Annotated in this window: 12 protein-coding genes and 2 tRNA genes; 10 read left to right on the top strand and 4 right to left on the bottom strand. The window is 60.9% G+C overall.

The features are described 5' to 3' along the window. The first annotated feature begins 64 nt into the window (after positions 1 to 64). The 8 genes from K3555_RS11365 to K3555_RS11400 all read left to right on the top strand — a co-directional run bounded on the left by K3555_RS11365 (position 65) and on the right by K3555_RS11400 (position 8,359). The gene (locus tag K3555_RS11365; protein WP_260005166.1) at positions 65 to 1,648 is read left to right on the top strand and encodes an ABC transporter substrate-binding protein; all 1,584 of its coding nucleotides are present in this window, start codon (positions 65 to 67) and stop codon (positions 1,646 to 1,648) included. Further along, entirely contained in the window at positions 1,649 to 2,605 is a 957-nt protein-coding gene (locus tag K3555_RS11370; RefSeq protein ID WP_259984981.1) for an ABC transporter permease, read from the top strand. Beyond that, on the top strand, positions 2,602 to 3,417 hold the full coding sequence (locus tag K3555_RS11375) for an ABC transporter permease (protein WP_259984983.1): 816 nt from the start codon (positions 2,602 to 2,604) through the stop codon (positions 3,415 to 3,417). Before K3555_RS11370 ends, K3555_RS11375 begins: the two co-directional genes overlap by 4 nt. Beyond that, on the top strand, positions 3,414 to 5,051 hold the full coding sequence (locus tag K3555_RS11380; protein WP_260005167.1) for an ABC transporter ATP-binding protein: 1,638 nt from the start codon (positions 3,414 to 3,416) through the stop codon (positions 5,049 to 5,051). Before K3555_RS11375 ends, K3555_RS11380 begins: the two co-directional genes overlap by 4 nt. A gap of 225 nt (positions 5,052 to 5,276) precedes the next feature. After that, on the top strand, positions 5,277 to 5,918 hold the full coding sequence (locus K3555_RS11385) for a DUF1326 domain-containing protein (protein WP_260005168.1): 642 nt from the start codon (positions 5,277 to 5,279) through the stop codon (positions 5,916 to 5,918). A gap of 7 nt (positions 5,919 to 5,925) precedes the next feature. Continuing rightward, entirely contained in the window at positions 5,926 to 6,750 is an 825-nt protein-coding gene (locus K3555_RS11390; RefSeq protein ID WP_260005170.1) for a DUF2182 domain-containing protein, read from the top strand. A gap of 146 nt (positions 6,751 to 6,896) precedes the next feature. Next, complete coding sequence (locus tag K3555_RS11395; protein ID WP_260005171.1) at positions 6,897 to 7,733, top strand: alkaline phosphatase family protein; 837 nt, start codon at positions 6,897 to 6,899, stop codon at positions 7,731 to 7,733. Between the two features lie 68 nt (positions 7,734 to 7,801). Continuing rightward, positions 7,802 to 8,359 carry a DUF4453 domain-containing protein gene (locus tag K3555_RS11400; protein ID WP_260005173.1) on the top strand — a complete coding sequence of 186 codons (558 nt, stop codon included), beginning with the start codon at positions 7,802 to 7,804 and terminating at the stop codon, positions 8,357 to 8,359. On the opposite strand, the gene K3555_RS11405 is transcribed toward K3555_RS11400, so the two are convergent. The 4 genes from K3555_RS11405 to K3555_RS11420 form a co-directional block, all read right to left on the bottom strand. Further along, positions 8,356 to 9,291, bottom strand: a complete 936-nt coding sequence (locus tag K3555_RS11405) for an alpha/beta hydrolase (RefSeq protein WP_260005174.1) — start codon at positions 9,289 to 9,291, stop codon at positions 8,356 to 8,358. The genes K3555_RS11400 and K3555_RS11405 overlap by 4 nt on opposite strands. A gap of 116 nt (positions 9,292 to 9,407) precedes the next feature. Further along, on the bottom strand, positions 9,408 to 11,300 hold the full coding sequence (locus K3555_RS11410; RefSeq protein WP_260005180.1) for an acyl-CoA synthetase: 1,893 nt from the start codon (positions 11,298 to 11,300) through the stop codon (positions 9,408 to 9,410). Between the two features lie 207 nt (positions 11,301 to 11,507). Continuing rightward, positions 11,508 to 13,307: an ABC transporter transmembrane domain-containing protein gene (locus K3555_RS11415; protein WP_260005183.1), complete on the bottom strand. Its 1,800-nt coding sequence runs from the start codon at positions 13,305 to 13,307 to the stop codon at positions 11,508 to 11,510. 167 nt (positions 13,308 to 13,474) lie between these two features. Further along, positions 13,475 to 13,548 (bottom strand) — tRNA-Gly (locus K3555_RS11420). 173 nt (positions 13,549 to 13,721) lie between these two features. Between K3555_RS11420 and K3555_RS11425 the strand changes: the two genes are divergently transcribed. Both K3555_RS11425 and K3555_RS11430 read left to right on the top strand, forming a co-directional pair. Further along, positions 13,722 to 14,435 carry a CbiX/SirB N-terminal domain-containing protein gene (locus K3555_RS11425; RefSeq protein ID WP_260005184.1) on the top strand — a complete coding sequence of 238 codons (714 nt, stop codon included), beginning with the start codon at positions 13,722 to 13,724 and terminating at the stop codon, positions 14,433 to 14,435. Between the two features lie 105 nt (positions 14,436 to 14,540). After that, a tRNA-Cys gene (locus tag K3555_RS11430) sits at positions 14,541 to 14,614 on the top strand. The last annotated feature ends 68 nt before the right edge of the window (positions 14,615 to 14,682 follow it).

Consider the following 14,682-nt stretch of genomic DNA (forward strand, 5'->3'; position numbering starts at 1 on the left):
CAAATCTTGAACCACCAATCAAAAAACGGGTGCTTGCAGCACCGCAATCAATCGGGAGAAATCAATGAACAAGCATATGCAGTATCTGGCCAGTCAGGCCGTGGCAGGCAAACTGACGCGCCGTGACTTCCTGGGCAAGGCCGCCGCACTGGGCTTTACCGCTGTGTCCGCAAACCTGCTGCTGTCCGGCGCAGCCAAGGCCGCGGGTCCGCAAAAAGGCGGCACTTTGCGCCTGGGCCTGCAGGGTGGCTCCACCACCGACAGCCTGGACCCGGCGCTGGTTACCAACACGGTTGGCCTGATGGTCACCCGCCTGTGGGGTGAAACCCTGGTGGAACTGACCGAAGCCGGCGGCATCGAAGGCAAACTGGCCGAAAGCTATGAAGCTTCTGCAGATGCACGCACCTGGACCTTCAAACTGCGGTCCGGCGTGACCTATTCCAACGGCCAGAACGTCACCACAGAAGACGTGGTCAAGACCATGGAGCGCCACAGCGGCGAAGACACCAAGTCCGGCGCCCTGGGCATCATGCGCGGCATCAAGGACGTGCGCGCAGACGGCGATACCGTTGTCTTTGAACTCGACAGCCCGAACGCCGACCTTCCCTATCTGCTGGCCGACTATCACCTGATCGTTCAGCCGGGCGGCGGCAATGACGATCCTGCGGCTGCCATCGGCACCGGCCCCTACATCATGAAGTCCGCCGATATGGGCGTGCGTTTTGTGGCCGAGAAGAACCCGAACTACTGGGGTGATCTGGGCAATGCCGAGACCGTTGAAATCATCGTTATCAACGATGACACCGCCCGCGTTGCAGCACTGCAATCCGGCCAGGTGGATGTGATCGACCGGGTGCCCCCGCGCACCGCAAAACTGGTCGAGCGCGCGCCCAATATCACGGTCCATTCGACCTCGGCGGCCGGTCACTATGTGTTCATCATGCACACCAACACTGCACCGTTCGACAACTACGACCTGCGCATGGCGCTGAAGTACGGGATCAACCGCGAAGAAATGGTCGACAAGATCCTGAACGGCTATGGCACCGTGGGCAATGACAGCCCGATCAATGCGTCTTACCCGATGTACACCGAGCTGGAGCAGCGTCAGTTCGATCCGGACAAAGCGATGTTCCACATGAAGAAATCCGGCCATGACGGCTCGGTGCTGCTGCGCACCTCGGACAATTCGTTCCCCGGCGCACCGGATGCTTCCGCACTGTTCCAGCAGTCCTGCCAAAGCGCCGGCATCAAGCTGGACGTCAAGCGTGAGCCGAACGACGGCTACTGGTCGGAAGTCTGGAACAATCAGCCCTTCTGCACCAGCTACTGGGGCGGCCGCCCGACCCAGGACCAGATGTTCACAACCGCCTACCTGTCGACCGCGGACTGGAACGACACCCGTTTCAACAACGAGCAGTTCGACCAGATGCTGGTTGCAGCCCGCGGTGAGCTGGACGTCGCCAAGCGCACCCAGATGTATGCCGACATGTCGACAATCCTGCGCGACCAGGGCGGCCTGATCTGCCCGATGTTCAACGATTTTGTCGAGGCAACCACCGACAAGGTTGACGGTTTCGTCGAAGGTGTCCCGGGCCAGGTTCTGATGAACGGCTATGCTGCCAGCAAGCTGTGGGTCAAAGCTTAAATGTCCCCGATTATAAAACTCCTGGCTCAGCGCATCGCGCTGAGCCTCCTTCTTTTGCTGCTTATCTCAGTGGTGATCTTTGCGGGCACGATCGTGCTGCCTGGCGATGTTGCCCAATCGATCCTGGGGCAATCAGCAACACCGGAGGCTCTTGCCAACCTGCGGGCCGAACTTGGGGTCAATGATCCGCCTGTGGGGCGCTATTTCGCCTGGCTGTTCGGCGCCATGCAGGGTGATCTCGGCACTGCACTGACCAGTGGCCAAGACATCACCTCTGCGCTGGCCGGCCGTTTCTGGAACACTATGTTCCTGGCGTTCTGGGCTGCTGTGGTCGCAGTTCCGCTGGCGATTTTCCTGGGCCTGCTTGCCGTGCGGTTCAAAGACCGCTGGCCCGACAAACTGATTTCGGCCGTCACCCTGGCCTCAATCTCGATCCCCGAATTCCTGATCGGCTATGTGCTGATGTACGTGGTCGCAGTGAAACTGCGCTGGTTCCCGTCGGTCGCCATGATCAATGATGGCATGACCCTGTTTGAAAAGCTGAACGCCATCGCCCTGCCGATCACCGTGCTGACGCTGGTGGTTCTGGCGCATATGATGCGGATGACCCGTGCCGCAATCCTGAACGTGATGCAGTCCGCCTATATCGAGACCGCCGAGCTAAAGGGCCTCAACGCCTTTCAAGTAATCTACCGCCACGCTTTTCCCAACGCGATTGCACCGATCGTCAACGTTGTGATGCTGAACCTCGCCTATCTGGTTGTGGGCGTCGTAGTGATCGAGGTGGTGTTTGTCTACCCGGGCATGGGCCAGTATCTGGTGGATCACGTGTCCAAGCGTGACGTGCCTGTTGTGCAGGCCTGCGGCCTTATCTTTGCCGCCGTCTATATCGGCCTCAACATGATTGCCGATATCGTCGCCATCCTGAGCAACCCGCGCCTGAGGCATCCGAAATGAAGAACATCCCCATTTCCGCACTCATCGGGCTGTTCTTCACGGCCCTGTACTTTCTTGGCGCCATCTTTGCGCCGCTGCTGGCCCCCTTTGGCGTTGGCGAAATCGTCGGCGATGTGTGGGAGCCGTCCAGCGCTGAATACCTGCTGGGCACCGACAACATCGGCCGCGACCTTCTCAGCCGGATGATCTATGGCGGCCGCACCACCATCTTCATCGCCACCGCAGCAACCGTCTTGTCGTTCACCCTGGGGTCAATCCTCGGTTTCTTTGCCGCCGTTGCCGGCGGCTGGGTTGATCAGGCGCTGTCGCGCTTTGTCGATCTGGTGATGTCGATCCCGACGCTGATCTTTGCGCTGGTTGTGCTGTCGGTTGCACCGGTCACCATTCCGATGCTGATCATCGTGATGGGCCTGCTGGACGCCACCCGCGTCTACCGTCTGGCCCGGGCCGTCGCAGTGGATATCGAGGTCATGGACTATGTCGAAGCAGCCCGTCTGCGCGGCGAGAAAACCGCCTGGATCATCTTCCGCGAAATCCTGCCCAACGCGTTGTCCCCTTTGATTGCCGAAATGGGCCTGCGGTTCATCTTTGCGGTTCTGTTTGTCTCTACCCTGTCCTTCCTGGGTCTGGGTGTGCAGCCGCCTGAGGCTGACTGGGGCGGCATCGTGAAGGAGAACAAGGAAGGCATCGTCTACGGCATCCCCGCAGCCCTGATCCCGGCCTTTGCCATCGCCACCCTGGCGATCTCGGTCAACCTTGTGGCTGATTGGGTGCTGAACCGGACAACCTCGCTGAAAGGAGGCCGCGGATGAGCGATACTCTGTTGAAAGTCCGCGACCTGAAGATCGGCGCGACCGTCTACCCGCCCGGGGAACGCCCCCGTGATATCGAGATCGTGCACGGGGTCAGCTTTGACCTCGCGCCCGGCAAGGTGCTGGGGCTGATTGGCGAATCCGGAGCAGGCAAATCCACCATCGGTCTGGCGTCCATGGCCTATGGCCGCGGCGGCGTGAAGATCACCGGCGGCGAAGTCTGGGTTAACGGCCGCGACGTCCTCAAGGGCAGCCACAAGGACATCCGCAAACTGCGCGGCGCCGAGGTGACCTATGTGTCGCAATCGGCGGCAGCCTCCTTCAACCCCGCCAAGAAGATCATGGACCAGGTGGTCGAGGCCGCGGTGGAGCAAAAGAAGTTCTCTCGCAAGAACGCCGAAGCCCGTGCGCGGGTGCTGTTTGCCAAACTGGGCCTGCCGGACCCGGACAATATCGGCGAGCGCTTCCCGCACCAGGTGTCGGGCGGCCAGCTGCAGCGCTGCATGACCGCGCTGGCGCTGTGCCCGGAGCCGGATCTGGTGGTGTTCGACGAGCCGACAACCGCACTCGACGTGACCACCCAGATCGACGTTTTGATGGCGATCAAAGAAGCGATCCGCGACACCGGTGTTGCCGCGCTCTACATCACCCACGACCTGGCGGTTGTGGCGCAGGTGAGCGACGACATCATGGTGCTGAAGATGGGCAACACCGTGGAATACGGCAGTGTCGATCAGATCATCAACAACCCACAGGAGGAGTACACCCAGGCGCTTGTCTCGGTCCGCTCCATCGAACACGAGGAAAAGGCCCCGACGCCGGACCCTGTGCTGAGCGTGCGCAATATCACCGCGCGCTACAAAGGCACCCAGTTCGACGTGCTGCACAATGTGAATGTTGATCTTTATCCCGGCCAGACGCTGGCGGTTGTGGGCGAATCCGGATCCGGAAAATCCACCCTCGCCCGCGTCATCACCGGGCTTCTTCCCCCGCGCGAGGGTGAGATCGAATTTGCAGGCCGCACTCTTTCAGGCGACCTCAAAGGGCGCAGCCGCGAGGACCTGCGCGAGCTGCAGATGATCTATCAGATGGCGGATGTCGCGATGAACCCGCGCCAGACCGTTGGCACCATCATCGGCCGCCCGCTGGAGTTCTACTTTGGCATCCGCGGTGCGGAAAAGAAGAAGCGGATCATCGAACTGCTCGACGAGATCGAGCTGGGCGAAAAATTCATGGACCGTTATCCGGCGGAATTGTCAGGCGGTCAGAAGCAGCGTGTCTGCATTGCCCGCTCGCTGGCGGCCAAGCCCAAGATGATCATCTGCGACGAGGTCACCTCGGCGCTGGACCCGCTGGTGGCGGACGGCATCCTGAAGCTGCTTCTGGACCTGCAGAAGATCGAGGATGTGGCCTATCTGTTCATCACCCACGATCTGGCAACCGTGCGCGCCATCTCGGACAACATCGCGGTGATGTATCAGGGCAAGGTGCAACGCTACGGCGGCAAGTCCAAAGTGCTGAGCCCGCCATTTGACGATTACACCGACCTGCTGCTGAGTTCCGTCCCCGAGATGAAGCTGGGCTGGCTGGAAGAGGTGATCGCCAACCGCAAAATGGAAAGCGCCGGCAACTGATCCCGTAAATTTTTTGCGTCATCTTACGTCCCTGCCCGGTTCCGGGCGGGGGCTTTTTCTTTTCTGCCTCCGGTTATTTTATGATAGCTTGACGGAACCGGGAAAATGCGGCGGGTCCAGCCGCAAATAAATGTTCTGTTTCTGAGTGCAGCTGTTTTTGCTTTGCAGGTCAACCTGAAGTCATCGGGCAGTTTTGTTTGACTGCAACAGGCTGGAGGGGCTGCTATGACAGATTGGGCCATTCACGGACAGGAAATTGGCAACTGCAATTGCAATCCGGGGTGCCCGTGCCAGTTCTCACAGCTGCCCACGGACGGCACTTGCGAAGCCATGCTGACCTACCGTATCGACAAGGGGCATTATGGCAGCGTCCAGCTGGACGGGCTTTATGCGGCGGTGATCTATAAATGGCCCGGCGCCGTGCACGAGGGCAACGGCCAGATGCAGATGATCATCGACGAACGCGCCACCGCGGATCAGCGGGCCGCGCTGGAGGCGATCATGACAGGCGAAGACACCGATGAATTCGCCACCATGTTCTATGTGTTCAGCCTGACAAGCCCGACCAAGCACGAAACGCTGCATGCCGCGATCTCGTTGGACTATGATCGCGAAACCGGCACCGGGTCGGCCAGGGTTGGCGATTACGCCGAAACCAAAGTGCAGCCTATCGCCAATATCGTTTCCGGGGATCCGCATTTCATCAGCATCGCGCTGCCGAAAGGCTTCGAATTCACCGAGGCCGCCATGGCCAGCGGTTCGACCGTGACACGCAATGCAGCGATCAGCCTGGACAAGAACAGCGCAACCCACGCCCATATCGCCGAGCTGCACCTGACCGGCAGAGGCGTTGAGCGCGCGGCCTGAAACGGCCATGGCACCGGTGCTGCGCATAAAGGGAACAGCGGAACGGTTGGCGCGCCACGACCAGGCAGTGGTGCTGGGCGCCGTGGCCATGATCGTGCTGCTTAGCGTGCTTTACACTGTTTTCGGCGTTGGCATGACCATGACCGCGGTAGAAATGACACGGATGGCCGGACCGATTGGCGCACCGATGCAGATGGGTGCGAACAATGCCTGGACGCCTGCCTTTGCCGGGCTGATCTTCCTGATGTGGTGGATCATGATGGTCGCCATGATGACCCCCAGTGCCGCGCCTGTGCTGCTGCTTTACACGGCCATCAAAAAAGCCGGCTCCAGACCGCAGCAGGCACCGCTGCTGAGTTTGGCGTTTCTTGGCGGTTATCTGCTGGTTTGGGCCGTTTTTTCAATTATCGCCACCAGCTTGCAATGGTGGCTGGAATCGTGGGGCCTCTCTGATGGTCCCATGATGTCGCTCAGCAGCCGCGCGCTTGGCGGTGCGTTGTTGCTGGCGGCGGGCGCCTATCAGTTTACCCCCTACAAGCACGCCTGCCTATTTCATTGCCGGATGCCGGTACAATTTCTGACCGCGCATAACCGCACAGGTTTGGCTGGTGCTGTACTGATGGGCGCCCATCACGGCGTTTTTTGCCTCGGCTGCTGCTGGGCGTTGATGCTGCTGCTGTTTGCCGGCGGCATCATGAACCTCTACTGGATTGCCGGGCTTGCGCTGTATGTGCTGGCGGAAAAGCATGTCCGCAACCCGCGCCTGTTTGCCAGCTCCACTGGCGGGCTCCTACTGCTTGCCGGCGTCTATGTCCTTGCCACCGCATTCTAAGCCCGGCCCGGCCCCTCCCCGGCAAAGCAAGGAAACTTCCCGCTGAAATGCCGGTTTCTGACCATCCTTTCGTTTTTTGAATGGCAATTCAAGAAACCGTCACGATGATACGGCACCAAGGTCTGCGCGAAAAAGGGATTCGGCGAATGGACAACAAACTCCTGCTCATCATTCTGGACGGTGTGCCGTGGCGCAACTTCCGCCGCCTGTTCGGCAACCTCGAAGGCTGGGTCGACAGCGGCGATGCCCGCGTCTGGAAACTGCGCGCTGTGCTGCCGTCGATCTCGGCCAGCTGCTATGCCTCGATCCACACCGGTGTGGCGCCCGCCATCCATGGCTGCACCGGCAACGCCAATGTGTTCCGGCTGAAGGAAAAGGACGTATTCTCCCAGGTGCGCGAAACGGGCGGCGTGACGGGGGCTGTTGCTCACAGCTACTGGTCGTCCTTCTTCAACCGGCACCCGTTCGACTACGTGCGCGACATCGAATACGATGAACCCGAAAGCAAGACCATCAACCATGGCCGGTTTCATTCCATGACCGGCTACGGCAAAGATAATCAGATGACCCCGTCGGATGTCGATCTGTTCGGCACCCTGACCAACCTCTGCCTGCGATTTGGCCTGGACTACGGGATGCTGCACACCTGTACCCTGGACAGCATGGGCCACCGGTTCTTCCATGATTGCCAGGAAATGGACCACGCCTGTTTCGTGATGGACGAGATGCTGGCCCCCTTCATCACCCGCTGGCGCGATCTGGGCTATGAGGTGATCGTCACGGCAGACCATGGCCAGGACGAGCGCGGCCACCATGGCGGCCGCGGGCCGCTGCAGCAGGAAACAGCACTGTATTACTTTGGTGATGCCGGAGGCCCCGATCATGACGCCGTGATCGACCAGCGCCAGCTGGCGCCGACCATCCTGAAACGTCTGGGCGCACCCATTGCCGGCACCATGAAGGCAGAACCGTTCCTGAAGTAACGCGAATTCGGCGGTTGTGTGCTAGAATGGTCCTCAGCCGCTGTTTTTATTCGTCAGGAAAGATTGCCATGAAATCCTTTGCTGCCGCGCTGTGCATGCTGGCGTCCCCGGTTCTGGCCAGCGATGCCTGTCACGACCTGTGGTTCACCAGGAACGCTGTTATCGACCGGGCCGGGTATTGTTTCAGCTCGCCGCTGGGCCGGGCGGTGTTCAACAACGGCGATTGCATCGGCAAATCCGTATCCCTGCCGCCGCACGCCGGGCGGATGGTGGCATTGGTCAAGGAAATGGAGGCGCGGTTCGGCTGCCGGGTGAACAACAAGCAGACCTATCTGGACCTGGACGATCTGTTCCTCAGGCACCAGCTGTGGGACCTGCCTGTGCGGGACGAGTTTGAAAGCGCTTGCCTGGGCTGGCTGGGTCCGGTGACCGGCCTGCGCGCGGGACACCGCCCGGAGGCACCGCTGGTCGGTCAGATCGTTGCCGGGGATTATGTCAGCTATTCGCACATCCCGGTTGGCAGCTGGACCTATGTCACAACCTCCGGTCCGGACTGGCAGGCAACCAGCGGCGGCTGGCTGGATACATCGCTGGTTCAGGAGCAATGCCGCGAGGTTGCCGGCTAGGGCGCCTCGTCATCGTAGCTCCAGATCCCCTGCCCCAGTGCCTCGATCGCGACCGAGATCCGCTCAAAACTGTCCCGCGCCCGGCCCACGCTGTGGCGGGCGCGCAGATACCCGTGGATCAGGCCCGGCTCGTTGATCCAATGCGCCTTGCCGCCGGCCTCCTGAACGCGGTCGCTGTAATCGCGGGAGTCATCGCGCACCGGGTCGCAATCAGCTGTCACCAGCACTGTCGGCGGCAGACCTGCAAAATCGCTGTCGGCAAGCGGTGTTAACAGCGGGTCATCCTGCGGCGCCGCGCCATCGGTTCGGATATCCATATAAAACAGCACATCCTCGCGGGTCAGCATCGGCGCTTTGGCGTGTTCGATATAAGACCCCTGGTTCACATCGCCGCCAAAGGCGCCATAGATCAGCACCTGCCCCAGGATTGCCTCTGTCCGGCCCCGGGCATGGGCGGCAACCGCAGCGCACAGGTTCGCACCGGCGCTGTCACCGGTCAGGACAATGCCGGTGCCATAAGCGGCCTCCACCCATTCTAAAGCGGTCCACGCGTCCTCGAAACTGGCCGGGTGCTTGTGCTCCGGCGCCAGGCGGTAATCCACGGCCACTACCCGGTAACCGGTCTGGGCGCAGATCTCGGCGCAGACATCGTCATGGCTGTCGAGCCCGCCAACCACAAAACCGCCGCCATGGCAGAACAGCACTGTGCGGGTGGGATCGCCTGCGGTGTAGACCCGGACCGGCACCCCGTTAGCCGAGGTGTCCATGACCGAAACCACATCCGGACGCGGCACCCGGAACTCGCGTGCCATGGAGTCATAAATCAGGCGCTGCTCTTCAATGGACATCTCAACGGCGTCATCAGGGTAGTGCTCCCCGGTCTTCTGGATAAAGTCCCAGGTCTCTTCGTCGATCAGCCGTTCATAATCCATCCGCGAGCCTCCCTGCGTGTCTGTTTTCAGAGCCTAGGCAGAGATTCCCGTAAATGGAATGCCTGAATGAAAAAGCGCCCCTGAGGGCGCCTTTTATCTCACGTTTACAATCAGGTTCAGCCCGCCGCCGGCTCCCAGGGCCGGGTGAAGCTGGCCAGGACACCGGAAATTTCAGGCTCGGCACTGCCGTTGGCCGCCACCTGGGCCACCAGACCGCGTTTTTTGTCGTCAGTCACGCTGACAACCCGCGCGGCCAGACCGGCCTTTTCCAGTGCGCCGTTGTAAACACGGGTGATCGCATGTTTGCGCAGATCCGGCTTGAATACCTTGCCCACGGCGGTTTTCGGCAGCTCGTCCAGCACCGTCATATGCTTGGGGATCGCCGCCCGCTCATGCACATGGATCTTGCAGTACTCAAGCAGTTCCTCCTCGCTGACCGAGGCGCCGCCCACCAGCTCAACAAAGGCGCAAGGCAGCTCGCCCGAGTGGGCATCCGGCTGGCCGATAGCGCCGGCAAATGCCACCGCTTCATGGCCCAGCAGCGCCTCTTCGATCTCGGCCGGATCGATGTTGTGGCCGCCTCGGATGATCAGATCCTTGGCACGGCCGGTGATCCACAGGTAGCCATCCCCGTCAATCCGCCCCAAGTCGCCGGTGCGCAGGTATTTGTCCTGATAGTAGAGGTCCACGTTCTTGTCGGCTTCGGTATAGGTGCTGCCGGGGTAAACGCCGGGATTGGAAATGCAGATTTCCCCCACCTCATCGACACCGCATTCCAGCGGGCCGTCGGAGGTCTGCTTGACGATCCGCACGTCCGTATAGGGCAGCGGGATCCCAACCGAGCCAACCTTCTTTTCACCGCCCGGAGGGTTGCACGAAACCAGGCAGGTCGCCTCGGTCAAACCGTAGCCTTCGACAATGGTCACACCCGATGCCGCCTCAAACCGCTTGAACAATTCCATCGGCATCGGGGCCGAGCCGGAAAACGCCGTTTTCACCGAGGAGATATCAGCGTCCACTTCCCGCTGCATCAGCGCCGAAACAGCGGTGGGCACGGTGATGATAAAGGTGATCTTCCAGCGTTCGATCAGCTTCCAGAAGTTGTCGAACACCCCCTCGCCCCGGTAACCTTGGGGCGTCGGGAACACTACATGCGCCCCCGAGGACACCGCCGCCATCATGATCACATGCACTGCAAAAACGTGGAACAGTGGCAGCGGGCACATGATGTTGTCTTCTTCGGTGAACAGCAGTGTGTCCCCCAGCCAGCCGTTATAGATCAGGCCCGAGTATTTATGCTGCGCCACCTTGGGCATTCCCGTGGTGCCGCCGGTGTGGAAATAGCAGGCAACCCGGTCGCCGTCGCTGTCGGCGAAATTCAGCGTTGCGGGATGTTTTGCCATCTCCTTGGAGAAATTCAGGTAATCCGCATGGGCCGCTTTGGCCTGATTGTCCAGCTTGGGACGTATCAACGGCACGATCCAGGATTTCGGCGGTGTCAGATAACGGTTCAGGTCCACTTCCAGAACCGTGTTCACCCCAGGTGCATGGCGCACCGCCTCAGCCACCTTCTGGGCCACATCGGTTTTGGGGAAGGGCCGCAGGGTCACCACCACCTTGGCCTTGGTCTCGCGCAGGATCGAGGCGATCTGCTCTGGCTCCAAGAGCGGGTTGATCGGGTTCACGATCCCCGCCACAGCACCGCCGAGCATGGTCACCAGCGTCTCGTGGCAGTTGGGCAGCACATAGGCGACCACATCCTGCTCTCCGATCCCCAGCGCGCGGAACATATTGGCCGCCTGGCTCACCTGATCCTTCAGCGTGCTCCAGGTCAGGGTTTCCGCCTTGTCCCGGGGGCCGGAAAAAATCTGATAGCTGACCGCGTTGCTGTTCGGGAACTTGCCCGCGGTCCGTGACAGCAGCCCATACAGCGTGGCCGGCAGATCCCGCGCCTCATACGGCATTTCGTTCTGCAGCGCGTCGCGGTCTGCGACTCCGGAAAATCCCATAAATCTCCTCCCCGTTCCCCCAATGAATGGGGTGTTCTGTTTGCGCCCAGACTATTGCAAACGCGCAATTGCGCAAGCACCGCAACAGGGTCACGCCAAGGCAGTTTGCGGCATGACGTGGCGCCATTTTGCTGCGATTTGCGGTTTTCCAAACAAAAACACCCCGGAACCAGTCCGGGGTGCAGGGTTTTCTTCAGGAATTGGCGTTTACTCCGCTGCCAGCCCTTCGGTGAACTGCAGCTTGGCCAGGCGCGCATACAGCCCGCCTTGCGCCACCAGCTCATCATGGGTGCCGGTGGCCACAATCCGGCCCTGATCCATCACCACAATCCGGTCCGCCTTTTTGACCGTTGCCAGACGGTGCGCCACAATCAGAGTGGTGCGGCCTTGGCTCAGCTCGTCAACCGCGGCCTGCACCAGACGTTCGCTTTCGGCATCCAGCGCCGAGGTCGCCTCGTCCAGCAGCAGTACCGGCGCATCGCGCAGGATGGCTCGGGCAATGGCAATCCGCTGTTTCTGGCCGCCCGACAGCATCACCCCGCGCTCGCCGACAAAGCTATCATAGCCTTCGGGCAGTTTCGAGATGAAGTCATGCGCGGCGGCGGCTTGGGCTGCAGCTTCGACCTCGGCATCCGAGGCTTCTGGCCGGCCGAACCGGATGTTCTCGCGGGCGGAGGCAGCAAAGATCACCGGATCCTGCGGCACCAGCGCGATGTGATGGCGGAACTCATCCCGCTGCAGCGCTGTCAGCGCCACACCATCCAGTTTCACAGCACCCTGGTTCGGGTCATAAAACCGCTGCAGCAGCTGAATGATGGTGGTCTTCCCCGCGCCGGACGGTCCGACAAATGCAACAGTCTCGCCCGGCTTTACCGCCAGAGACACCGCGTCCAGCGCCGAGACATCGGGGCGCGACGGATAGCGGAACGACACATTGTCGAACTGGATTTCGCCCTTGACCGGCGCGGGCAGCACCTGCGCCGCAACCGGATCCAGCACGGTATCCTTGGCGTTCAACAGCTCAACCAGCCGCTCGGTTGCGCCGGCAGCGCGCTGCAGCTCGCTCCAGATTTCCGACAGCGCTGCCACCGAGCCAGCCACCAGCACAGCATAGATCACAAACTGGATCAGGGAACCCTCGGACATAACACCCGCGCGCACATCATTGGCGCCCATCCACAGCACACCGACAACGCCGGAGAACACCAGAAAAATCACAATTACTGTCAGATAAGCACGCGTCTGGATCCGGCGGCAGGAAACAGTATAGGCGGTCTCGGTCATGTCGCCGAATTTCAGGCGGCTGGCGACCTCATGGGTAAAGGCCTGCACGGTCTGCACCGCCCCCAGCGCCTCGCCAGCATTGCCTGAGGAGGCTGCGATCCAGTCCTGATTTTCCTTGCTGATCGCGCGCAGACGGCGGCCCAGCACCAGAATCGGGACAATAACCGCCGGCACGATCAGCAGCACCATCATCGTCAGCTTGGCCGAGGTCAGCAGCATCAGCACCATGCCGCCCAGGAAAATCAGCAGGTTGCGCAACGCGATCGACACCGAGGACCCCAGCACCGACTGGATCAGCGTTGTATCAGTGGTGATCCGGCTCAGCACTTCGCCGGTCATGACCCGTTCGTAAAACTCCGGGCTCATGCCGATCACCCGGTCGAACACCGCCTTGCGGATATCGGCCACCACCCGTTCCCCCAGCCGGGTCACCAGCGCATAGCGCACACCGGTGCCAGCCGCGAGCAGCGCAGCAATTCCCAGCGCCGCGCCAAAATAGAGGTTCAGCAGTTCAGAATCCGAGACCCGGAAATTATCCACCACCCGGCGCACCGCCAAAGGCAGCGTCAGCGACAGCCCTGCCGTCATCACCAGCGCGCAGGTCGCAGCAAGCATCAGCAGACGGTATGGCCGCATATACGGCCACAGCGCCGACAGTACGCCAATTTTACGGGAGCCTTCGCGCTCCTGTTCCGCATTCGGGGCCGCTTGTCTCCGCGCCATTCCGGATCCTTCTGCACTTTGGGCTGGCGGGTATGAAACCCCGCGCATTCGCCAAGGTTCATGGCCCTGCAGGCTCCGCGCGTCAAGCGCTGAGCCGTTTCAAAAAGCACATGAAAGCGCGAACGTCCCGCGTCACGGTGTAACAGAATGGCAATCGGGGGAAGATCTGGAGCGGGTAGCGGGAATCGAACCCGCACCTTAAGCTTGGAAGGCTCTTATGATACCATTTCACCATACCCGCTCAGAGTGTTTGCTGATTTAGGTGAAGCGCCCGGGAAGGTCAACCTCCCTGGTTTCGTTTCTCGACGCGCCGCAGAAAAAATCCATCCAAGCCTTGCAGTGTTCCCGGCAAGCCCCCCAAATATAGGAACAATCCTGCCAGCTTCCGCAATTCCAACGATCCGGACCTCCGCCTTGACAAAGATCACGCGCACCGCCGTTATAACCGCCCATGGCCAGCCTTCCGGCCCTGCTCCGGCAGAGGCCGCCCTGGCTGGTCTCGCGGCAGAAGTTGCGGCGCATCTGCCGGACTGGGATGTGCGCTCCGCCACCCTCGCCACGCCTGGGCGGCTGGAGCGCGAAATGGCCGAGGACGCCGTGGTCTATCCGTTTTTTATGTCGCAGGGATGGTTCACGGCCAAGGTTCTGCCGGACCGCCTTAAGGGCCGCAGCTACCGCATGGCACCGCCTTTCGGTCTGGATCCCGCCCTTCCCGCCCTCGCGGCACAGGCCGTCCGCCAGACCGTCACAGACCAAAGCTGGCCGCTGGCAGAAACGCATCTTCTGCTTGCCGCGCACGGCTCTGCCCGCGGCCCCAAAGCGGCCGAGGCAGCAGAAGATTTTGCCGCCCACCTGCGTCCCTTGCTGCCCGGCTGCACACTCTCGCCCGGCTATGTGGAACAATCCCCGCGGATTGAAACCGCCGCAACCGCATTATCTGTTCGCTCCATTTGCCTGCCTTTCTTTGCCCAGGCCGGCGATCATGTGAAACAGGACATCCCCCAAGCGCTCGAGGCTGCGGGGTTCAAGGGAATTCTGCTGCCCGTCGCTGGCGCGCTGCCCGGTATTCCAGCCCTGATCGCCGAAGCCATCCGCGCGGCTGCACCCGACCAAAGTGCGGGCAGCTGAGATTTTTCCTAGCCGGAAAGAAAAGCAGTTTTTGGCCCGGACAGAGGCAATACACCTCTTGCACAGTCTGCAAGCATGTGATTAATCACGCCCTACACCACGGCTGGCGAGTTGGCGGAGTGGTTACGCAGCGGATTGCAAATCCGTGTACACCGGTTCGATTCCGGTACTCGCCTCCAAACAAAATCAATGACTTGCGTCATCCCACACCTCCTTCACCGCCATTTTTGAAACAACCGTTGAAACT

The sequence above is a fragment of the Leisingera sp. M527 genome (assembly GCF_025141525.1).
Lineage (GTDB): Bacteria > Pseudomonadota > Alphaproteobacteria > Rhodobacterales > Rhodobacteraceae > Leisingera.